Origin of the sequence: Sulfitobacter alexandrii (assembly GCF_001886735.1) — a bacterium.
Classification (GTDB): Bacteria; Pseudomonadota; Alphaproteobacteria; order Rhodobacterales; family Rhodobacteraceae; genus Sulfitobacter; species Sulfitobacter alexandrii.
On the sequence record NZ_CP018076.1, the window covers coordinates 966,287 to 986,468 of the forward strand.

Consider the following 20,182-nt stretch of genomic DNA (forward strand, 5'->3'; position numbering starts at 1 on the left):
CAGGAATGCGAGAATCTGGAAATATTGTTCGTACAGACATGGACGCCGTCGACCGCAAGCTCATTCACCAGTTGCAGCAGGATTCCCGGCAGTCAAATGCCCAGCTGGCGGAAAAGCTCAACATCTCGACCTCGGCCTGTTGGCGGCGGGTCAAGGCGCTGGAAGACTCGGGCATCATCGAGCGCTACGGCGCACTGGTGAACCCGGCGGCCATGGGGCTGGGGTTCGAGGCGATCGTACATGTGCATCTTACACGGCACGACACCGAGGCGCTGGCGCGGTTCATTGCGGCGGTTCACCTGCGCGAGGAGGTCACCGAATGCTACGCGACCACCGGGCAGGCGGACTACCACCTGCGCGTCCTGTGCCGCGACATCGAAGCCTATAACGGTTTCCTCGAGGAATTCCTCTTTGTGCAGCCCGCGGTGAACTCCGCGCAGACCAACGTGGTGCTGCGGCGGATCAAGGCGAATGCGCCGTTGGGAGGCTGACCTCGCGTGGCCGCGAAATTGCCGCTCTTCCGGGCTCGCGCGCTTGACATCAAGGCACGGCTTGGGCCTTTTGCCTGAAACCAGAACCGGAGGATATCCCATGATGAAGACCCGTGCCGCCGTCGCCCTCGAGGCGGGAAAACCCCTCGAGATCATGGAAGTGAACCTGGAAGGCCCGAAGAAGGGCGAAGTCCTGATCGAGATCAAGGCCACCGGGATCTGCCATACCGACGAATTCACCCGGTCGGGCGACGATCCCGAAGGCCTGTTTCCGGCGATCCTCGGGCACGAGGGCGCTGGCGTCGTGCTGGAAGTGGGCGAGGGGGTGACCACGCTGAAACCGGGCGATCACGTGATCCCGCTCTATACCCCCGAATGCCGCGAGTGCGCGGCCTGCCTTTCGGGCAAGACCAACCTCTGCACCGCGATCCGGGGCACGCAGGGCAAGGGCCTGATGCCTGACGGCACCTCGCGCTTCTCCTTCGACGACGGGACGCCGATCTATCACTACATGGGCTGTTCGACCTTTGCCAACCACACGGTGATGCCTGAAATTGCGCTGGCGAAGGTGCGCGAGGACGCGCCCTTCGACAAGATCTGCTACATCGGCTGCGGCGTGACCACCGGCATCGGGGCGGTCATCAACACCGCGGGAGTCGAGATCGGTTCGACCGCCGCGGTCTTCGGTCTCGGCGGGATCGGGCTCAACGTGATCCAGGGTCTGCGCATGGCGGGCTGCGACAAGATCATCGGCGTGGACCTGAACGACGACAAGCAGGAGATGGCGCGCAAGTTCGGCATGACCGACTTCATCAACCCCTCCAAGGTCGAGAATACCGTGCAGGCGATCATCGACCTGACCAAGACCGAGAAAGACCCGTTTGGCGGCGTCGATTACAGCTTCGATGCGACGGGCAACGTGAAGGTCATGCGCGACGCGCTCGAGTGCTCGCACAGAGGGTGGGGGGTCAGTGTCATCATCGGCGTCGCTCCGGCGGGGGCCGAGATTTCGACCCGGCCGTTCCAGCTGGTCACCGGACGGGTCTGGAAGGGAACGGCGTTCGGCGGGGCCAAGGGCCGTACCGATGTGCCCAAGATCGTCGACTGGTACATGGACGGCAAGATCGAGATCGACCCGATGATCACGCACAAGCTGACGCTCGACGAGATCAACAAGGGTTTCGACCTGATGCACGAGGGCAAGTCGATCCGCGCCGTGGTGGAGTTCTAGTCCTCCGTTCCCTTCACTGGATTGATTATTGATCCAGGCCCGGCTGATTTCTATGATAGCGGGAATTGGCCGGGCCTTTTTCGTGTGCGATGCGATTCGTCTTGCACCTCCGGCCAAGTTGACTCGGCCCAAGGTTGCGCTGTCGCGAGGTTAACACTTTTGCCGGCAGCTTGCCGCAGGTTGCCTTGTTTCCGGCAAGAAGTGCATGCATCTGCACAAGGTTTACCTGCTCCGGCCGGAAAGCTGCTGATTTTCCTGATTTTGTTTATTTAGCACCGGTTCATTTGAATCCCGGTCCAAAAGCCCGTTCGGTCAGAATACATGCCATAGTAATTACAAAAACCGTTCTTACAACTTAAGGGGTAAACGGTTTTGGAGTTTTGAAATGACCAGACTAAAGACCTCCATGATGGGAGCGATCGTGCCCCTCATGATGACTTCTCTCCCCGCACATGCACAGCTTATCGACATCGACCTTGATCTTGGGGCGTTGCTCGGGGCCGGACTCTGCATCGGCGGCGGTTGTAACGATGATTTCGAGTCCCCCAACGACGAACTGACTCTGTCGGGCACGGATGTCAGCATCCTGTTCGACGACACATCGGTGGCGCCTGCCGCGCGCAATGACTGGCGCATCGTCATCAACGAGCCCGGCTCGACCGGACAGGATTTCTTTGCCATCAATGACGTGACTGGCGGGCAGCAACCCTTCCGGATCATGGGCGGCACGCCGTCAAATGCCTTCATGCTCGCGGCCTCGGGCAACGTGGGGTTCGGCACCCAGTTTCCCCAGCGTGATCTGCACGTGACAGCCACCGACAGCCCGTCGATCCGGCTGGAGCAGACCAGCGGCGGACCGGGCGCGCAGGTCTGGGACGTGGTGGCGAACGAGGAAAACTTCGTCATCGTCGACACGACCAGTGCCCAGGTGCCCTACAAGATCGAGGCCGCCGCACCCACCAACAGCCTTGTGATCACGGAGACCGGCAACGTCGGGTTCGGTGTCGGGGAACCCGCCGAAAAGCTGCACATCCTGACCACGGCGCCGGACACGGATTCCTTCGCGCTGTTCGACGCCCAGGGGTCCGGGTCGGACTCGGCGTTCAGGATCCGGCAGAACGGCATCATCCCAACAACGTGGGAGTTCCGTAACCAGCAAAGCTCGGGGCGGCTGAACGTCGGCATTGCGGGCGGGAACACGCCCTTCAAGATCGACAACCTCGCCAACAACAACCTGCTGCGGCTGGGCTCGGACACCGAAACCGATGTGGTGCGCGTCACCGGTCGACTGGTTGTCAACGACGTGACCGTCGCGGTGCCCGACTATGTCTTCAAGGACGACTATGTCTTGCGCCCCCTGGCCGAGGTCAAAGCCTTTATCGAGGAGAACAGCCACCTGCCCGAAGTGCCCTCTGAAAAGGACATCGCCGCTGGTGGGGTCGACATGACAGGGATGCAGATGGCGCTGCTCAAGAAGGTGGAGGAGCTGACTCTCTACACTCTCCAGCAGGAAGAGGCGATCTCGGCACAGATGGCACGGAACGACGCGCTGCGTGACCGTCTGGCCAAGGTCGAAGCGAAGCTGGCGGAGTGATCCGCCGGGCCTGACCACTTTCACGTCCCTCCGACAAGAAAGCGGCATCCGTTTCCAGACGGACCCCGGACATGGGGTTCAGCGGGAAGCGGGTGCCGCCTTGTATTTCAGCCAGAGCCGGTGATGTGCGGCGCCGCTCGCCGGCGCGTCCGTTCATTGCATGGCTTAATCAGGTGACCGGCCCCCCCGATTGCGGGGGAATTGACCGAACTGTCAAAACTTTTTAGCCTTCAACATAATACTCGGCGCGGTCCTCATTTTCGGACATTTCACCGCGCCATCATTGCCTTGTCGTTTTTAATACTCGGAGTTTTCCTATGACACGTTCCATTTCGATCATCACCGGTCTGGTATGCGCTGCAGCGCTTGTGCCGTCACAGATCGCAGCGCAAAACCTGAATGGACAGAACCTGACACTGTCGGGAAGTATCACCCAGAACGGCGCTGGCCTGAACTTTTTCGACGGTACGTACTCCTACTTTGACGGCAGCGCATGTTTCGGCAATGCCTGCGAGTCGTCGGGTTCCAACGGTACCGGAAATCCGCCGTTGAAGTTGAAGTGGACCGAACCCAGCATCATTCTGGAGGACACCAGCACGGCCAGTTTCGCTGACCGCGACTGGCGCATTCACATCAATGGCGGGGGAACCGATTCCTTTGCCATCGATGACGAGGGCGACGAGTGGGAGGTCGACGATCCGACAACGGTTTTCACGATCGAGGGCGGGGCGCCGGCAAACGCCTTCTGGATGGCGCCGGACGGCGATATCGGCCTGGGCACATCGATTCCTCAGGCGGACCTTCACATCGTTGACACCGTCCAGCCCAGTGTCCGGCTGGACTACACGGGAACCGGGCCGCAAAACTGGGAAATGCAGGCGAACGGTGACCTTTTCTCAATCGCCTACCAATCCAGTCTCTTCAGACCCTTCGCCATTTTCGAAGGCGCGCCGACCGGCAGCCTGATCATCGATCCGGCTGGAAACGTCGGTTTCGGTACGGGGTCGCCCGAGGAAAAGCTGCACATCGTTACCACGGCGCCGGACACCGATTCCTTCGCGCTGTTCGACGCCCAGGGGCCCGGGTCCGACTCGGCGTTCCGGATCCGGCAGAAAGGTCTGATCCCCACCACGTGGGAGTTCCGGAACCAGCAAAGCTCCGGCCGGCTGAACGTCGGCATCGCGGGCGGGAACACGCCTTTCAAGATCGACAACCTCGCCGCCAACAACCTGCTGCGGCTGGGCCGCAACGGCCGCCCGGACGAGGTCGTCGTGACCGGCACGCTTGTCGTCAACAACACCGACATGAACGTGCCTGACTACGTCTTCGCCGACCACTACGCGCTCAGGTCCCTGGCCGAGGTCCGGGCCTTCATCGATGCCAACAGCCATCTGCCGGAGGTGCCCTCCGAGGCCGAGATCAGGGCGGAGGGCGTCGACCTGACCCAAATGCAGATGACGCAGCTCAAGAAGATCGAGGAACTTACGCTCTATACCCTCGCGCAGGAAGACCGCATCGCCGCGCAGGAAGACCGTATCGCGCGGCAGCAGGCGGAGATCGCAGGTTACCGCGAAACGCTTTCGGTGCTGGCCCGACGGCTCGACCGGCTAGAGGCGGGGCAGTGATGGCAGACCCGCGCGACCTGCCTTCGCGGGGGCCTGACGTCACATCGGACCGGGCGTCACGACCGTTCAAGGCCACCCGACACATTCACCAACTTGGGTTTCTGCCATGATTTCCGTTCAGTGCGCTCGAAGGTTTCGTTCCATTCCGTTGTTTGCCGTCGGTCTCGCGATGTCTGTGGCCGCCGCTCAGGCGGATCAGGTGATCCCGGACGACCTGATCGTCAAGAGAGACATCTGTGTCGGCGGGATACAGTGCGTGGACGGCGAAGTGTTTGGCGATGCCGACATCAAGATCAAGAGTTCCGATCCGGAATTGCAATTCTTCGACACCAGTACCAGTGCCCCCTCGTGGAGCATCATCACCAACCGGGGCACTCTTCCCGGCTTCACGATCCGGCAGGATGACAGCGGGCGGAGGCCCATTGAGGTCGCGCTGGGGGCGGCAACCAATACCCTGTTCCTCGGCAACGATCTGAAGGTGGGGATCGGCACCTCTGTCCCGGAGGCGAACCTGGACATCGTCAGCCAAGGCGGGACGGCCAGAATTGGGCTGAAGAGCAATGGGTCGCCGCAAGTTGGATTCAAACTTAGCGTGGATACCCTTGGCTTCTTCTTGAACGACGACAGCGACGATGCGGTGCCCTTCGCAATCGACTCCGGTGCGCCGACCGGGTCCATCTACGTCGTTTCCAACGGGAACGTCGGCCTGGGCACCGTCACGCCGCAGGAAAAGCTTCACATCCGCACCACCGCACCCGATACCGATGCCTTCGCGCTGTTCGAGGCGGCGGGGAGCGGATCGGATTCCGCCTTCCGCATCAGGCAGAACGGCCTGATCCCGACCACGTGGGAGTTCCGCAACCAGCAGACCTCGGGGCGGCTGAACGTCGGCATCGCGGGCGGGAATACCCCCTTCAAGATCGACAACACCGCGGCCAACAACCTGCTGCGGCTGGGTCGGAACGGCCGCCCGGACGAGGTCGTGGTGACCGGCACGCTGGTGGTCAACAACACCGACATGAACGTGCCCGACTACGTGTTCGAACCCGGCTACGACCTGCCGACGCTCGCGGAAATCGACGCCTTCATCGCGGACAACGGCCATCTGCCGGGCGTCCCCTCTGCGGCCGAAGTGGCTGGATCCGGGCTCGACATGACCCGGATGCAGATGGCGCAGCTCGAGAAGATCGAGGAACTGACCCTGCACACGATTTCGCAGGAAAACCGCATTGCGGCGCAGGAAGACCGGATCGCCGCGCAGGAAGACCGTATCGCGGAGCAGCAGGAGGAGATCGCCAGCTACCGCGAAACGCTTGCGGTGCTGGCCCGACGGCTCGACCGGATAGAGGCGGGCCAGTGATGGCTGATCCGCACGACCTGCATTTGCCGGGGGCCGATGTCACATCGGGTTCGGCGTCACGACATTTAACTGCCACTCGACACATCCTCCAACCCGGGATCCCGCAATGATTTCCTTTCAATACATCCGACACTTTCGATCCATTCCGTCGCTTGCCGTCGGTCTCGCCATGTCCGTGGGCGCCGCACAGGCGGATCAGGTCATCCCGGACGACCTGATCGTCGTGAGAGATCTCTGCGTCGGCTCGGCCCAGTGCGAGGACGGCGAAGCGTTTGGTAATACGGACCTGAAGATCAAGAGTTTCAGTCCGCAATTGCAGTTCTTCGACACCAGCATCGGCGCCCCCTCCTGGAGCATCCTGACCAATCGGGACAGCCTTCCCGGCTTCACGATCCAGCATGATGACAGCGGGCGAACCCCCTTCGAGGTCGCACCGGGGGCGGCAACCAATACCCTGTTCCTCGGCAACACTTTCAAGGTGGGGATCGGCACCTCTGTACCCGAGGCGAACCTGGACATTTCGGGCCAAAACCCGACCGTCAGCATTCGCCTGAAGAACAATGCGTGGACGCAAGGTGGATTCAGCCTTAATGTGGACAGCTTGGGTGTGTTCTTGAAAGACGAAAACGACGGTAGGACGCCCTTCGCGGTCGACACCGGTGCCCCGACCGATTCCCTCTACATCCGTTCCGACGGCAAAGTCGGCCTGGGCACCTTCGCACCACAGGAAAAGCTGCACATCGTGACCACGACGCCGAACACGGATTCCTTTGCGCTGTTCGACGCGCAGGGGGCCGGGTCCGACTCGGCGTTCCGGATCCGGCAGAACGGCACCATCCCCACCACATGGGAATTCCGCAACCAGCAAAGCTCGGGGCGGCTGAACGTCGGCATCGCGGGCGGCAACACGCCGTTCAAGATCGACAACACCGCCGCCAACAACCTGCTGCGCCTTGGCCGCAACGGCCGCCCGGACGAGGTCGTGGTGACCGGCACGCTTGTCGTCAACAACACCGAGATGAACGTGCCTGACTACGTCTTCGCCGATGATTACGCCCTCCGGCCCCTGGCCGAGGTCCGCGCCTTCATCGACGCGAACAGCCATCTGCCGGAGGTGCCCTCCGAGGCCGAGATCAGGGCGGAGGGCGTCGACCTGACCCAGATGCAGATGACCCTGCTGAAGAAGGTCGAGGAACTGACGCTTTATACGCTGGAGCAGGACGCCACGATCGCAGACCTGAAGGCAAAGGCCGCCCGAAGCGAGGCCCAGGCCGCGAAGATCGAGGCATTGGAGGCACGACTGACGCAGCTCGAGGCAACACGCTGAGCGCGAACAGTCTCCTCCTCAAGGCTGCCGCGCCGTCATCCGGCGTGGAGGAGACTGTCGCTTTACCTGCCGTGTTTTGGCGCTAAGCTGGCCACCGAAGCAAGCGGGAGGCACGGCATGCGGCTGCGCGTCAACGGAGCGGATCACGAGGTGGATGTCGAAGACGACATGCCGCTGCTGTGGGTCCTTCGAGACGAACTGGGGATCACCGGGCCCAAGTACGGGTGCGGAATCGCGCAATGCGGGGCCTGCACGGTTCACATGGGCGGTGTCGCCGTCCGATCCTGCCAGGTGCTGGTCGGGGACGTAGATGACGAGGTGACCACGATCGAGGGTCTGGGCACGCCGATCGCGATGCACGCGGTCCAGGAAGCCTGGGTCGAACATCAGGTCGCCCAGTGCGGCTACTGCCAGGCGGGGCAGATCATGCAGGCTTCCGCCTTTCTCGACCTCAATCCCGATCCGACGGACGCGCAGATCGATGCCGCGATGAGCGGGAACCTCTGCCGTTGCGGGACGTACCCCCGCATCCGGGCGGCGATCCGCACGGCGGCGGCCAAGTTGCAGGGGGTCTGACCATGGGACGGGCGGGAACCATCGCGCGGCGCACGTTCCTCGTGGGGTCGGTCGCGGTAGTGGGGGGGGTCGCCTTTGGCGCCTATGTCTACAAGCGCCCGGTGAAGAACCCGCTCGAGGCCGATCTGCAGCCGGGCGAAGCGACGTTCAATCCTTTCGTCAAGGTGGATGCGCAGGGTGTGACCCTGATCACTCCGCGGGCGGACGTGGGGCAGGGCGCTTATTCGATCCAGGCGCACCTGCTGGCCGAGGAGCTTGACGTGGACCTCGCCGAAGTGCGGATCGACCCCGGCATGCCATCGCCCGCCTATTACAACAGCGTCGTCGCGGCCGAAGGATTTCCCATCGCGGCGACCTCTGACAGCCTGATGGCCCGCACCGGTCGCGGTGCGGCGGAGGTGGCTGCAAAGGTGCTTGGCCTGCAACTGACCGGTGGCTCCTCGACGGTGCCGGACATGTACGACCGCCTGCGCCACGCGGGGGCCGTCGCGCGCGAAACGCTGCTGGCTGCCGCGGCGCGGCAGACCGGACTGGATCGCGACCAGTTGAGCACCGACAAGGGGGCGGTGGTGCTGCCCGACGGGATGCGGCTGGCCTATGCGGACCTTGCCGCCACGGCCGCCGAGATCGCGCCGGTGCAGGACGTCACCCTGCGCGACCCGTCGGAATGGCGTGCGCTGGGCAAGGCGCACATGCGGACCGACACGGTGGCGAAATCGACCGGCACGCAGCTTTACGGCGTCGACATGTGGATGGAAGGGATGGTCCATGCCACGACCCGCACCAACCCTGCGCTGGGCGGCGGGATACTCGGGTATGACGCGGGCGAGGCCGAGAAGATGCGCGGCGTGCGGGCGATCCTGCCGATTTCGAGCGGGTTCGCGGTGGTCGCGGACAACACGTGGCGCGCCTTCCGCGCGGCGGATGCCGTCAAGCCGGACTGGGGGCCATCGCCCTATACCGGCGACAGCGCGGCGCAATTCGCTGCCGTGGCCGCGTCCCTTGTCGCGGATCGGCAGGACAGCCGGTTCAAGGATGAAGGCGATGTGGACTCCGCACTGGAAAGCGGCGAAGTGCTGGAGGCGGAGTACCGTATTCCCTATCTCGCCCATGCGCCCCTCGAACCGATGTCGGTTGTGGTGCACCTGGCGGACGGCGTGCTCGACATCTGGACAGGCACCCAGATTCCCCGCTTCGTCCAGGACGGCGCCGCGGCCGTGGCGGGGATCGAGCCCGACGCCGTGCGCGTTCATGTCCTGATGTCGGGGGGCAGTTTCGGGCGGCGGCTCGAAGACGACTATGTCCGGCAGGCTGTGGAGATCGCGGTGCAGATGCCCGACACGCCGATCAAGATGGTCTGGACCCGCGAAGAGGACATGACCCATGACTTTCCCCGGCCGCTGGCGATCGGTCGCGCGCGGGGCGCGGTCAGGGACGGGCAGGTCGCGGCCTACGACCTCGGCATCGCGGCGCCCTCCGTCGCGGCCTCTTCTCTGGGGCGATTGGGACAGCCCGTGATCGGCCCCGACGTCGCGATCGTCGCGGGGGCATGGGACCAGCCTTACGCGATCCCCGACTACCGGGTCACCGGCTACCGCGTGCCGCCCATGGTCCCGGTCAGTTCGTGGCGGTCGGTCGGGGCGTCGGGCAACGGTTTCCTGCACGAAACCTTTCTGGACGAGCTTTGCCACGCAGCGGGCGCCGACCCTTTGGAAGAGCGTCTGCGCCTGTGCTGGCACGCGACGTCGCGCAAGGTGCTCGAGGCGGTTGGCGACATGTCGAACTGGGGCAGCGACCTTGGCACCGGGCGGGGGCGGGGCGTGGCCTTCACCCTGTCGTTCGGGGTGCCGGTGGCCGAGGTGGTCGAGGTCACGCAGACGGAGAGGGGCCTGCGTATCGACAAGGTATTCGTCGCGGCCGACGTGGGCCGGGTGCTGGATCCGGTGAACTTCGAAGCGCAGCTTTCGGGCGGCGTGATCTGGGGGCTGGGCCACGCCATGAACTGCGAACTGACCTACGTCGACGGTGCGGCCCAGCAGAACAATTTCCATGCCTTTGAAGGCATGCGCCTGTACCAGACGCCGCAGATCACCATCCGCGGGCTGGAGAACGGCGACCGGATACGCGGCATCGGCGAGCCGGGCGTGCCGCCCGCGGCACCGGCCCTCGGCAACGCGATCTTTGCCGCGACCGGCCAGCGTATTCGCGAACTGCCCTTCTCGAAGCACGTGGATTTCGCCTGATGCGGGGTCTCGTCGCGGCGCTTCTGCTGGCCACCCCGCTGGCGGCGCAGGACACCGGCGCCAGTCGCGACGAGGGTCTGGCGGCCTGGAACCGTATCTTCGAAAAGGTATCGCATCCGCGCTGCACCAATTGTCACGTCGGCGACAGCAACGTGCCGATGTGGAACGGGCTGGGATACGGTCCGGACACGGTGCATGGCATGGGCGTGATGGCGGACGAGACCCGGATCGGCGCGCTGAGCATGCCCTGCCGGACCTGTCACATCACGTCGGACCGGCCCAACACGGTGCCGCACGCGCCGCCGCACATCGACGACGCGTGGCGGCTCGCCCCGGTTCAGTTGCAGTGGTTGGGGCGGACGAGCGCCGAGGTCTGCGCCCAGATGCGCGACCCCGAGACGAACGACGGCAACGACTTTGCGGAGCTGGCGGCGCATCTGCGGGACTCGGCCTTCGTGGCGTGGGGCTATGACCCCGGCGCGGGCCGGTCTGCCCCCGGTGGCACACCCGAAGACATCGCCCGCGACGTGGAGATATGGGGGGCCGCCGGTGGCCCCTGCGAGTAGCCGTTTCCAGGGGCCGCCCGAACCGGTTGGTGCCGCATGGAGGTTCTGAAGGTCGACCGCCCGGTCGCCGTGTCGGGCCTGGCGAACGTCCCCTTTCCACTGTCCGACCCGGCAGAAACCGAAGCGCTGCTGGCCCGCTGCCCGGTCGCTGCGGAAACGCCGCTGGTCGAGGCCGAAGCCATCGCGGTCGAAGCGGGCGTGGCGCAGGTCTGGGTCAAGGACGAGCGCAGGCGCATGGGGCTCGGCAGCTTCAAAGCGCTCGGGGCCGCGCATGTCATCGCCCGCCACGGGGCGCAGGCGCGGGACCGCACCTATGTGACCGCCAGCGCGGGAAACCACGGGCTTTCCGTTGCCGCGGGGGCAGCGGCCTTCGGGGCGCGGGCGGTGGTCTATATCGCCCAGACCGTCCCGGACACCTTTGCCGAACGGCTGGAAGAGCAGGGCGCCGAGGTGCGCCGGGTCGGCGAAACCTACGAAGCCGCAATGGCCGCGGCGGAGATGGAAGCGACCGCGCAAGGCTGGCATCTGCTGTCGGACGCGTCGTGGGAAGGCTATTCCGAGGATCCGCTGCGGGTGATGGAAGGGTATCTCGCGCTGATGGCAGAGGCGGTTCGCCAGATGCCGACCGTCCCCAGCCATGTCTTTCTGCAGGCAGGGGTCGGCGGGCTGGCGGCGGCCTGCGCGGCCCTGGCACGCGCGGCATGGGGGGATGCCCCGCGGATCGTGGTGGTCGAGCCTGAAGCCGCGCCCTGCCTGCGCGACTCGATCGTTTCGGGGCGGGCGATGACGGTGCAGGGCGCCGTCAGCATCATGGGCCGGCTCGACTGCAAGGTGCCGTCGCTGATCGCGCTCAAGGGCCTTGCACGGGATGCGGATGCCTATGTCCTGATTTCGGAGGAGGAGGCGCAGGTCGGGGCGGGCACGGCCATGGTGGCGGGGCTCGGCTCGACCCCGTCGGGGGCGGCGGGCCTGTCCGCGCTGCTGGCGCTGGACGACACGGGCCGCGAGGCGTTGGCGCTGACGGCCGAATCCTGCGTCCTGTGCATTCTCAGCGAGGGGCTCGAGGGCTAGATCGGGCCCTGCGCCGGGTGGTCCGAAGTGCAAAGTCCGCATGCCCCGGCTTGACGCCTCGGACGGGATGACTTAACTCCGGGGCAGCGCGGGCGTTGTGTAATGGTAAGACCTCAGCCTTCCAAGCTGATGATACGGGTTCGATTCCCGTCGCCCGCTCCATCTTCCTCGGCCAGTGACTGCGACACCTCGGGCGCTTGACCCGCGCTTCCCGCCGCGCCAAGACACGGCACGACGACAAAGGACGACGCATGGCACGCACCCCCGCACCCGCACCGACCCAGACCGAGGAACGCGCGAAATCGCGGCAGATCGGGGCGTTGAAGGCGCTGCTGCCGTTCATGAGACCCTATAGGGGCCTTGCCGCCCTGGCCGTGCTGGCGCTGGTGCTGACCGCGATGGTGTCGCTCACCCTCCCGCTGGCCGTGCGCCGGGTCGTGGACAACTTCCGCGTCGCGGAAACCGAGCTGCTGGACCGCTATTTCCTCGCCGCGCTCGGGATCGCGGCACTTCTGGCGGTAGGTACCGGCCTGCGCTACGCGCTGGTGACGCGGCTGGGCGAACGGGTGGTTGCCGACATCCGGCGGTCGGTTTTCGACCGGGTGATCTCCATGAGCCCCGCGTTCTACGAACGCATCATGACCGGCGAGGTTCTGAGCCGGATCACCACCGACACCACGCTGATCCTCAGCGTCATCGGGTCTTCGGTCTCGATCGCGCTGCGCAACATCCTGATCTTCGTCGGCGGGCTTGCCCTGATGCTGCTGACGTCGGCCAAGCTGACCGGTCTGGTCCTGCTGATCGTGCCGGCCGTCATCATCCCGATTCTCGTGCTGGGCCGCAGGTTGCGGGTCATCAGCCGCGAAAACCAGGATTGGATCGCGGCGTCATCCGGCAATGCCTCGGAAAGCCTCGGCGCGGTGCAGACGGTTCAGGCCTTCACCCATGAGACCGTGACGCGCGATGCCTTTGCCCGGATGACCGAAGGCTCCTTCGATGCGGCGCGCCGCAGGATCAAGACCCGCGCGGCGATGACCGTCATCGTGATCTTCCTTGTCTTCACCGGTGTGGTCGGCGTGCTCTGGATCGGGGCCAACGATGTCCGGGCGGGCGACATGACACCCGGCGCGCTGGTGCAGTTCGTCATCTACGCCGTGATGGTCGCCGGCGGGGTCGCGGCACTGTCGGAAATCTGGGGCGAGTTGCAGCGCGCGGCGGGGGCGACGGAACGGCTCGTCGAACTGCTGCACGCCGAGGACAGCGTGCAGGACCCGGTTAGCGCATCGGCGCTTCCGGAACCGGCGCGGGGGCATATCGCGTTCGAGGACGTGCATTTCTCCTATCCCGCGCGACCGGACACTGCCGCGCTCGACGGGGTGACGCTGGACATCCGGCCGGGAGAAACGGTGGCCTTTGTCGGGCCGTCAGGCGCCGGCAAGACCACGATCATCCAGCTGATCCTGCGGTTCTACGACCCCGTGTCCGGCCGGATCACGCTGGATGGCGTGGACCTGCGGGACGTGGCGCGCGATGCCTTCCGGCGGGCGATTGCGCTGGTCCCGCAAGACCCGGTGATCTTTGCCGCGTCGGCATCGGAAAACATTCGGTTCGGTCGACCGGACGCCACCGATGCCGAGGTGGAAGCCGCCGCACGCGCCGCCGCCGCGCACGATTTCATCGCCGCGCTGCCCGAGGGTTACGACAGCTATCTCGGTGAGCGGGGCGTGATGCTTTCCGGCGGGCAGAAACAACGCATCGCCATCGCACGCGCCATCCTTCGGGATGCGCCGGTGCTGCTGCTGGACGAGGCGACCAGCGCTCTCGACGCGGAAAGCGAACGTGCGGTGCAACGGGCCGTCGATCACCTCAGCCGCGACCGCACCACGCTGATCGTCGCGCACCGGCTGGCCACGGTGAAAAAGGCCGACCGTATCGTCGTGCTGGAGGCCGGACGGGTGGTCGCCATGGGCACCCATGATGATCTGGTGGCCAAGGGCGGGCTCTACGCGCGGCTGGCGCGGCTGCAGTTCACCGACGGTATCGCGGCCGAGTAGACATATCGCCAATGTGGCGGTGTTCCGCTGCGTCATCCCGCGTGCCCCAGCGTCACCGGTGGACATCATCTTGCGAACAGCCGCTTTTCATCGCATCCTCCGGGCTGGAAAAAATTCAGCCGGAAACCGGCAATCGGGGAGGATAGGCCATGGGATACAGTGGTATCGAAGACCGCACGAAGATCGAAAGCGAAATGCCCTGGGCGGAGCGGGATCTGCCCAAGACACTGTACGGCCTGATCGAACGGACGACCGGCAAGTTCCCGAACCACAAGGCGATCAGCTACCAGATCCTATCCGGGCCCAAGGACAAGGCCGAGACGTTCACCTGGACCCAGCTCAAGGACAAGGTCAGCCAGACGGCGAACCTTTTCAGGTCCCTCGGGATCGGCCCCAAGGACGTGGTGGCCTACGTCCTGCCCAACTGCAACGAGACCGTACTGGCGCTGCTGGGCGGTGGGGTTGCGGGGATCGCCAACCCCATCAACCCGCTGCTGGACGCCGAGCAGATCGGCTCCATCCTGCGGGAGACCGGCGCATCCGTGGTCGTGACCCTGCGGCCCTTTCCCAAGACCGACGTGGCCCAGAAGACCGCCGAGGCGGTCAAGCTGGCGCCGGGGGTGCACACGGTGCTCGAAGTCGACCTCGTGCGCTACCTGACGCCGCCGAAATCGTGGATCGTGCCGCTGATCCGACCCAAGGGCTTGACCGAGAACCAGGCCAAGTACCTCGACTTCAACGCCGAGATCGCGAAGCAACCCAAGGAACTGACATTCGAGGATGTTCAGGAAGACCGCGTGGCCTTCTACTTCCACACCGGGGGCACGACCGGCATGCCCAAGGTAGCTCAGCACCTCTATTCCGGCACGATCTACAACGGTTGGGTCGGCTCGGAACTGCTGCTGACGGAAGACGACGTGATGCTGTGCCCGCTGCCGCTGTTCCACGTCATGGCCTGCCAGGTGATGCTGCTTGGGGCGTTGTCGTCGGGGGCGCACATCGTTTTCCCGACGCCGCAGGGCTACCGGGGCGAGGGCGTGTTCGACAACCTGTGGAAACTGGTCGAGCGGTGGAAAGTCACCTTTGTCGTTTCCGTGCCCACGGCCCTTGCAGCGACGATGCAGCGGCCCGTCGATGCCGATATCTCGACCGTCAAGACGGCCTTTTCCGGGTCGGCGCCCCTGCCGCTGGAACTGTTCCGGCGCTTTGAAAAGACGACCGGCATGACCATCGTCGAAGGCTACGGCATGACCGAGGCCACCTGTCTCGTGTCCGGCAACCCCATTGACGGTCTCAAGAAGGTCGGCTCCATCGGCATTCCCTTCCCCTATACCGAGGTGAAGATCGTCAGCAACGGCAAGGAACTTGGCGTGGACGAGATCGGCGAGATCTGCGTGTCGAACCCCGGTGTCTATGTCGGCAATACCTACACCGAGGCGGAGAAGAACAAGGATCTCTATTACGAGGGGCGTTTCCTGCGCACCGGAGACCTGGGCCGGATGGATGCGGACGGTTACCTCTGGATCACCGGCCGGTCCAAGGACCTGATCATTCGCGGCGGTCACAATATCGACCCCGCCGAGATCGAGGAGGCGCTCCTGGGCCACGACGCGGTCGCCTTTGCCGGGGCGATCGGGCAGCCCGACGCCCACGCGGGCGAGCTGCCCTGCGCCTACGTCGAACTTGTCGAAGGCTCGGAGGTGACCGAGGAGGAACTGCTGGCCTACGCCACCGAAAAGGTCCACGAGCGTGCGGCACAGCCCAAGCACATCACCATCATGAAGGAACTGCCCAAGACCGCGGTCGGCAAGATCTTCAAGCCCGACCTGCGCAAGGACGCGATCACGCGGGTTTATGATGCGGCTCTCAAGGACGCGGATTGCGCGGCGCGGGTCGATCACGTGGTCGATGACAAGAAGCGCGGTCTGGTTGCCAAGATCAGCATGAACGGCGCGTCGAAGGAAGCCGTGGGCAAGGTGCTCGACAGCTTCACCCGCCCCTGGGATGCGGCGTGAGCAAACCTGACTACCGCAGCCTGATCGACGCCGAGACCTGGGCCTATATCGAGCGGCTCGACGCGGCCTATCCGCCCGATGCCGTCGATCTCTCCGTCGAGGATCAGCGGCGCGTCTACGATGCGATGTGCCGGATCTTCGACCAGGGCAGGCCGCCGGGTCTCATGGTGCGCGACCTGCCCTATGGCGCCGTGCCCTGCCGGATCTACGAAAAGACGCCAACGGACGTTACGGTTGTCTACTACCACGGGGGCGGCTTCGTGGTGGGCGGGCTGGACAGTCACGATGACGTCTGCGCCGCCATCTGCGACCGGACGGGGTACCGGGTGATCTCCGTCGATTACGGGCTGGCGCCTGAGACCGTCTTTCCCGGCTGTTTCGAGGACGCCTATGCCGCGTTCAAGGCCATTGCCCGTGTCCATCCGGGGCCGCTGGTCCTTGCCGGGGACAGTGCGGGCGGCAACCTCGCCGCCGCCGTGTCGCATCAGGCGCGGCGGGCTGCGCCGGGCCGGATCGTGGGCCAGGTGCTGATCTATCCCGGCCTCGGCGGGGATTGGGGGCAGGGGTCCTACGTGGAACATGCCGAAGCGCCGCAACTGACCGTAGCGGACATGGCGTTCTACCAGAAGGTCCGTACCGGCGGGGCCGAGCCGCCGGTGGACGACCCGCGCTACGCGCCGTTGAACGACAACGATTTTTCCGGCTTGCCGCCAAGCGTGCTGGTCACGGCGGAGTGCGACCCGCTGGCCAGCGACGGTGAGGCCTACCGCGACAAGCTGCGCGCGGCGGGTGGTCAGGCGGTGTGGTTCAATGAGCCCGGCATGGTGCACGGTTGCCTGCGGGCGCGGAGCATGTCGTCGCGCGCCGCCGTCTTCTTCGACCGGGTGGTCGACGGGATCGCCGCACTGGGTCGAGGCGACTGGCCCTACGGGGACGTCGACGGCTGACCCCTTGCGGGCACGACGCCCGGGCGGTGGCGTTCAGTCGAGGAAGCTTTTCGCCTTCATCGTATCGGCCACCGGGGCGCCCAACCGATGCAGTATCGTGGGCGCGAGCTGAAGCTGGTCGATCACCGTATCCGGGCGCGGCCCCTTTGCCGGACCGAAGTAGTAGAGCGCGGCATCCTGCTGCAACTCGCCCCGGCCGCCGTGGTGGCCGCGTTCGTCCTGCCCATGGTCCGCCGTCACGATGATCTCGTAGCCCGCCGCCATCCACTTGGAGATGAAGGGCGCCAGCATCTCGTCCATCACGGCGCAGGCGTGGTCCATCTCCTGGCAGTCGTGGAAGAACCGGTGTCCCATGCTGTCCAGCGTGCAGGTGTGCAGCATACCGTAGTTGAGCCCGAACCGGACGCAGAGGTTTGTCAGCGTGGCAAAGAGATCGACGTCGGAGGGGGTCATCTGGTTGACCAGCCCGTAGCCGGTCATCGTGTGAAACCGTCCGTGGTTGATCGTATCGCTGTCCGGCTCGTCGTACTCGATGTCGCGGACGTAGTCGAAGGGGTGACGGTTGAAGAATTCCGACCAGAAGGAATGGGCCACGGCGCCCGTCACGCCGCCGCCCGCGCGGACCTGGGCAAAGACATCCTTTTCCTTCAGGCGAAAGACGTTCCCGTTGCCGGTACAGCCATGCTGCGCGGGGGCGACGCCGGTGTGGATCGACGCATAGCACGACGCCGAGATGGAAGGCAGGACCGCGCGGATCTTCCAGACGCGGGCATCGCCGGACTGTACCCACCCTTCGAGATTGCCGAACAGGCGGCGCCAGTTCCGGTAGGGCACGCCATCGAGGATGATCAGCAGCAGTTTCTTGTCCATTAAGGCACCTCCATCGTTGCGGCAGTATGACCGCAGGCGGCGCGGGGGTGCAACGGCTTACCTGCGGTCAGAACACCGCGTGATCGCCGCGTTCCGGCAACGCGCGCCCGGCCAGCAGGGCGGCGAAATGATCGAAGAGCCTGTCCTGCCCGGTTTCCGGTGTCGCGTCGGCGTCGTATCGCCCTTCCGCGGCGTTCCAGACCAGCATGGATTCGGTGGCGTAGTAGTGGCCGATCCGCGCGAATTCCGCCTTCGCCCCCAGTCGCGGGGTGAACCGGCCGCCAAGGTCGAGCCCCCGCGCCACGCCGCGCAGCAGGAAAGGCGGCACGCTGCGGTATCGCGGCGGCATCCCCGCCAGTTTGAACAGCGCCGCGCCCATGTCGCGCGGGGTCAGCGCGGGGCCGGGGCCGCCGATCGGCAGGACGCGGTCCGCCAGCGCCGGGTCGTCGAGGCAGCGGACGATATAGGCGCCGAGGTCGCGGTTGCTGATCGGCTTGCAGGCGGTCAGGTCGCCACGGCCGAACAGCAGGTAGGGCTTGCCCTGACGCACGCGCTCCACCTGTCCCGAGAGGGACTTGAAGAAGGCCGTGGGCCGCACGATGCCGTAGCGCAGGCCGGAACCGATCAGGCGGTCCTCGAAGGCGCGCTTGGCGTGCTGGAAGGCGAGGCGCGGTTTCTGGACGCAGATCGCGGACAGCAGGATGAACTGCCCCACGCCCGCGTCCTGCGCGGCCCGTAGCAAGGCCAGGTTGGCATCATGGTCGGTCGCCCATGCGTCGGCGGGCGCGCCGGTGCGCGACGCGATGCAGGAAACGACACCGTCCACCCCCGCGGTGCGCAGGCTCGCGGCAAGCTGTCCGGTGTCCATCATGTCCGCTTGCTGGAAGTCGATGCCGGGCAGGTTCGGATCGCGCCGCCCCAGCGCCAGTACCGCGTGGCCTGCATCGCGAAGGGCCATCGCGGTGGCCCGACCTGCGGTGCCGGTTGCCCCGGCAATGGCGATCCTGCGGGGAGCAGTCGGGTGGCACACGTGCGTTTCTCCGGTTCGGACCGCTTCATTCGACACCAGCGAGGCGGTCGGTGCAACGGCGGGTTTTCCCTTCTCGCTTGTCCACTTTGGCGAAAAGTCGACCCGTGATAGAATCCGTCCATTGGAATCAGAGGTCAATTTCATGAAACACTGGATTACACGGGTGACGGAAGACGCGGCCACGTCGCGTAAGGACGATCAAGGCGTGGTGCGGCTGGGCACCGGAAAATGCATGGAAAAGGGCTGCGGCTGCCCGAGCTTCGTGGATCCGCCGGGCGGCTTCAATTGTGCCCGATGCGGTCATGCGAAATCCGAACACTGGTAAGGCAAGGTGACGAACACCGACCTGCGGGCCGAGAACGACCGGCTGCGCGCCCGCCTGAGCGCCTTCGAGAGAGCCGCCGAGGAAAACAACCGCGACAAGCGGTGGTACAGCGACAATACCTGGCAGGATTGGGTCAAGCTGTCCGGCCTGCCATTGGCCTTCGTTCTGGCCTGTTACACCTTCTATGACGATGTCTACCTCCGCTACATGGGCCGCGACAGCGCCACGCTTGGCACGATCGAAAGCAACCTGCGGGAAATCCAGAAGCTGAACGAGAAAGCCTATGCCCTGAACGAGTCCGACAGCCTGTCCGGTGCGCAGGGTTTCGAGGCGGCGAATCTCGGTTTGCGTCAGCGGCTGGCCAGCCAGACCTTCGGGCACTGGCAGGACCACCCCGGCTTCTTTCAACCGGCGGAGGCGCAGATCCTTGCCGATCAACTGCTTCTGCTGGGCAGGACGCGGGACGCCTGGGCGGTCGCGGAAACGCTGGACGACGGTGCGCGCAGCGCCTCGGAAAGGGTCGAGCTGGCGCTTTTCCGGGGTCGCATCCTCGGGGCGGAGGGGGACGCCTTCGACCTCGACGCAGCCCGCAAGCAATTGGGAGAAGCCTACGCCCTCACCGACGAGGTCGCGGTTTCCTCCCGTGCGTTGGCGCTGCGGCGGATGATCCTGCAGTACCGCGTGCACATGGAGCTCTACTACGAGCAACCCTGCGACAAGATCGGTCCATTGGTCGAGGCGCTGGAGGCATGGACGCTCGACGGCACGCCTGCCGAGGATGCGCAGGACCGGAACGCAAGACGTCTGATAGAGACCTACACCGCGCGCTGCGCGGGGTAGGGCAGGGGCCAGTTTAG

At 65.2% G+C, this 20,182-nt stretch carries 17 protein-coding genes and 1 tRNA gene; 16 read left to right on the top strand and 2 right to left on the bottom strand.

Going from position 1 to position 20,182, the window contains the following annotated elements:
* Positions 1-38: 38 nt before the first annotated feature.
* From BOO69_RS04765 to BOO69_RS04830, 14 genes are all read left to right on the top strand, one after another.
* Positions 39-491, top strand: coding sequence for an Lrp/AsnC family transcriptional regulator (locus BOO69_RS04765; protein ID WP_335743934.1), 453 nt, complete (start codon positions 39-41; stop codon positions 489-491).
* Positions 492-594: 103 nt separating this feature from the next.
* Positions 595-1,722 carry an S-(hydroxymethyl)glutathione dehydrogenase/class III alcohol dehydrogenase gene (locus BOO69_RS04770; protein WP_071973643.1) on the top strand — a complete coding sequence of 376 codons (1,128 nt, stop codon included), beginning with the start codon at positions 595-597 and terminating at the stop codon, positions 1,720-1,722.
* 385 nt (positions 1,723-2,107) lie between these two features.
* Positions 2,108-3,316: a hypothetical protein gene (locus BOO69_RS04775; protein ID WP_156874859.1), complete on the top strand. Its 1,209-nt coding sequence runs from the start codon at positions 2,108-2,110 to the stop codon at positions 3,314-3,316.
* Positions 3,317-3,633: 317 nt separating this feature from the next.
* Positions 3,634-4,941: a hypothetical protein gene (locus tag BOO69_RS04780; protein WP_071970789.1), complete on the top strand. Its 1,308-nt coding sequence runs from the start codon at positions 3,634-3,636 to the stop codon at positions 4,939-4,941.
* Between the two features lie 169 nt (positions 4,942-5,110).
* Complete coding sequence (locus BOO69_RS04785; RefSeq protein ID WP_156874860.1) at positions 5,111-6,301, top strand: hypothetical protein; 1,191 nt, start codon at positions 5,111-5,113, stop codon at positions 6,299-6,301.
* A 106-nt stretch (positions 6,302-6,407) separates the two neighbouring features.
* Positions 6,408-7,628, top strand: a complete 1,221-nt coding sequence (locus BOO69_RS04790) for a TMF family protein (protein WP_071970794.1) — start codon at positions 6,408-6,410, stop codon at positions 7,626-7,628.
* Between the two features lie 117 nt (positions 7,629-7,745).
* Entirely contained in the window at positions 7,746-8,204 is a 459-nt protein-coding gene (locus BOO69_RS04795; protein WP_071970796.1) for a (2Fe-2S)-binding protein, read from the top strand.
* A gap of 2 nt (positions 8,205-8,206) precedes the next feature.
* A complete protein-coding gene (locus BOO69_RS04800) occupies positions 8,207-10,447 on the top strand; it encodes a xanthine dehydrogenase family protein molybdopterin-binding subunit (RefSeq protein WP_071970797.1) in 2,241 nt (746 codons plus the stop codon).
* Positions 10,447-11,013 carry a hypothetical protein gene (locus BOO69_RS04805; RefSeq protein WP_071970799.1) on the top strand — a complete coding sequence of 189 codons (567 nt, stop codon included), beginning with the start codon at positions 10,447-10,449 and terminating at the stop codon, positions 11,011-11,013. Before BOO69_RS04800 ends, BOO69_RS04805 begins: the two co-directional genes overlap by 1 nt.
* 36 nt (positions 11,014-11,049) lie before the next feature.
* Entirely contained in the window at positions 11,050-12,084 is a 1,035-nt protein-coding gene (locus BOO69_RS04810; protein WP_071970802.1) for a pyridoxal-phosphate dependent enzyme, read from the top strand.
* 88 nt (positions 12,085-12,172) lie between these two features.
* Positions 12,173-12,246, top strand: a tRNA-Gly gene (locus tag BOO69_RS04815).
* Positions 12,247-12,335: 89 nt separating this feature from the next.
* A complete protein-coding gene (locus BOO69_RS04820) occupies positions 12,336-14,138 on the top strand; it encodes an ABC transporter transmembrane domain-containing protein (RefSeq protein ID WP_071970804.1) in 1,803 nt (600 codons plus the stop codon).
* Between the two features lie 149 nt (positions 14,139-14,287).
* Positions 14,288-16,153: an acyl-CoA synthetase gene (locus BOO69_RS04825; RefSeq protein ID WP_071970806.1), complete on the top strand. Its 1,866-nt coding sequence runs from the start codon at positions 14,288-14,290 to the stop codon at positions 16,151-16,153.
* The gene (locus BOO69_RS04830; RefSeq protein ID WP_071970808.1) at positions 16,150-17,100 is read left to right on the top strand and encodes an alpha/beta hydrolase; all 951 of its coding nucleotides are present in this window, start codon (positions 16,150-16,152) and stop codon (positions 17,098-17,100) included. The genes BOO69_RS04825 and BOO69_RS04830 overlap by 4 nt, the downstream gene beginning before the upstream one ends.
* 33 nt (positions 17,101-17,133) lie before the next feature.
* Here the strand turns inward: BOO69_RS04830 and BOO69_RS04835 are convergent, their stop codons facing one another.
* Both BOO69_RS04835 and BOO69_RS04840 read right to left on the bottom strand, forming a co-directional pair.
* Positions 17,134-17,970, bottom strand: a complete 837-nt coding sequence (locus BOO69_RS04835) for an alkaline phosphatase family protein (RefSeq protein ID WP_071970810.1) — start codon at positions 17,968-17,970, stop codon at positions 17,134-17,136.
* A 67-nt stretch (positions 17,971-18,037) separates the two neighbouring features.
* A complete protein-coding gene (locus tag BOO69_RS04840; RefSeq protein ID WP_257786726.1) occupies positions 18,038-19,000 on the bottom strand; it encodes an NAD(P)H-binding protein in 963 nt (320 codons plus the stop codon).
* A 142-nt stretch (positions 19,001-19,142) separates the two neighbouring features.
* Here BOO69_RS04840 and BOO69_RS04845 point away from each other — a divergent pair, with 142 nt between their 5' ends.
* The gene (locus BOO69_RS04845) at positions 19,143-19,325 is read left to right on the top strand and encodes a hypothetical protein (protein WP_083545453.1); all 183 of its coding nucleotides are present in this window, start codon (positions 19,143-19,145) and stop codon (positions 19,323-19,325) included.
* Between the two features lie 6 nt (positions 19,326-19,331).
* Positions 19,332-20,165, top strand: coding sequence for a hypothetical protein (locus tag BOO69_RS04850; protein WP_071970814.1), 834 nt, complete (start codon positions 19,332-19,334; stop codon positions 20,163-20,165).
* Positions 20,166-20,182: the final 17 nt, after the last annotated feature.

What these genes read in the sequence shown, in the direction of transcription:
- BOO69_RS04765 (WP_335743934.1), top strand. Translation starts at nt 39, where the DNA reads ATGGACGCCGTCGACCGCAAGCTCATTCACCAGTTGCAGCAGGATTCC.
- BOO69_RS04770 (WP_071973643.1), top strand. Translation starts at nt 595, where the DNA reads ATGAAGACCCGTGCCGCCGTCGCCCTCGAGGCGGGAAAACCCCTCGAG.
- BOO69_RS04775 (WP_156874859.1), top strand. Translation starts at nt 2,108, where the DNA reads ATGACCAGACTAAAGACCTCCATGATGGGAGCGATCGTGCCCCTCATG.
- BOO69_RS04780 (WP_071970789.1), top strand. Translation starts at nt 3,634, where the DNA reads ATGACACGTTCCATTTCGATCATCACCGGTCTGGTATGCGCTGCAGCG.
- BOO69_RS04785 (WP_156874860.1), top strand. Translation starts at nt 5,111, where the DNA reads ATGTCTGTGGCCGCCGCTCAGGCGGATCAGGTGATCCCGGACGACCTG.
- BOO69_RS04790 (WP_071970794.1), top strand. Translation starts at nt 6,408, where the DNA reads ATGATTTCCTTTCAATACATCCGACACTTTCGATCCATTCCGTCGCTT.
- BOO69_RS04795 (WP_071970796.1), top strand. Translation starts at nt 7,746, where the DNA reads ATGCGGCTGCGCGTCAACGGAGCGGATCACGAGGTGGATGTCGAAGAC.
- BOO69_RS04800 (WP_071970797.1), top strand. Translation starts at nt 8,207, where the DNA reads ATGGGACGGGCGGGAACCATCGCGCGGCGCACGTTCCTCGTGGGGTCG.
- BOO69_RS04805 (WP_071970799.1), top strand. Translation starts at nt 10,447, where the DNA reads ATGCGGGGTCTCGTCGCGGCGCTTCTGCTGGCCACCCCGCTGGCGGCG.
- BOO69_RS04810 (WP_071970802.1), top strand. Translation starts at nt 11,050, where the DNA reads ATGGAGGTTCTGAAGGTCGACCGCCCGGTCGCCGTGTCGGGCCTGGCG.
- BOO69_RS04820 (WP_071970804.1), top strand. Translation starts at nt 12,336, where the DNA reads ATGGCACGCACCCCCGCACCCGCACCGACCCAGACCGAGGAACGCGCG.
- BOO69_RS04825 (WP_071970806.1), top strand. Translation starts at nt 14,288, where the DNA reads ATGGGATACAGTGGTATCGAAGACCGCACGAAGATCGAAAGCGAAATG.
- BOO69_RS04835 (WP_071970810.1), bottom strand. Translation starts at nt 17,970, where the DNA reads ATGGACAAGAAACTGCTGCTGATCATCCTCGATGGCGTGCCCTACCGG.
- BOO69_RS04845 (WP_083545453.1), top strand. Translation starts at nt 19,143, where the DNA reads ATGAAACACTGGATTACACGGGTGACGGAAGACGCGGCCACGTCGCGT.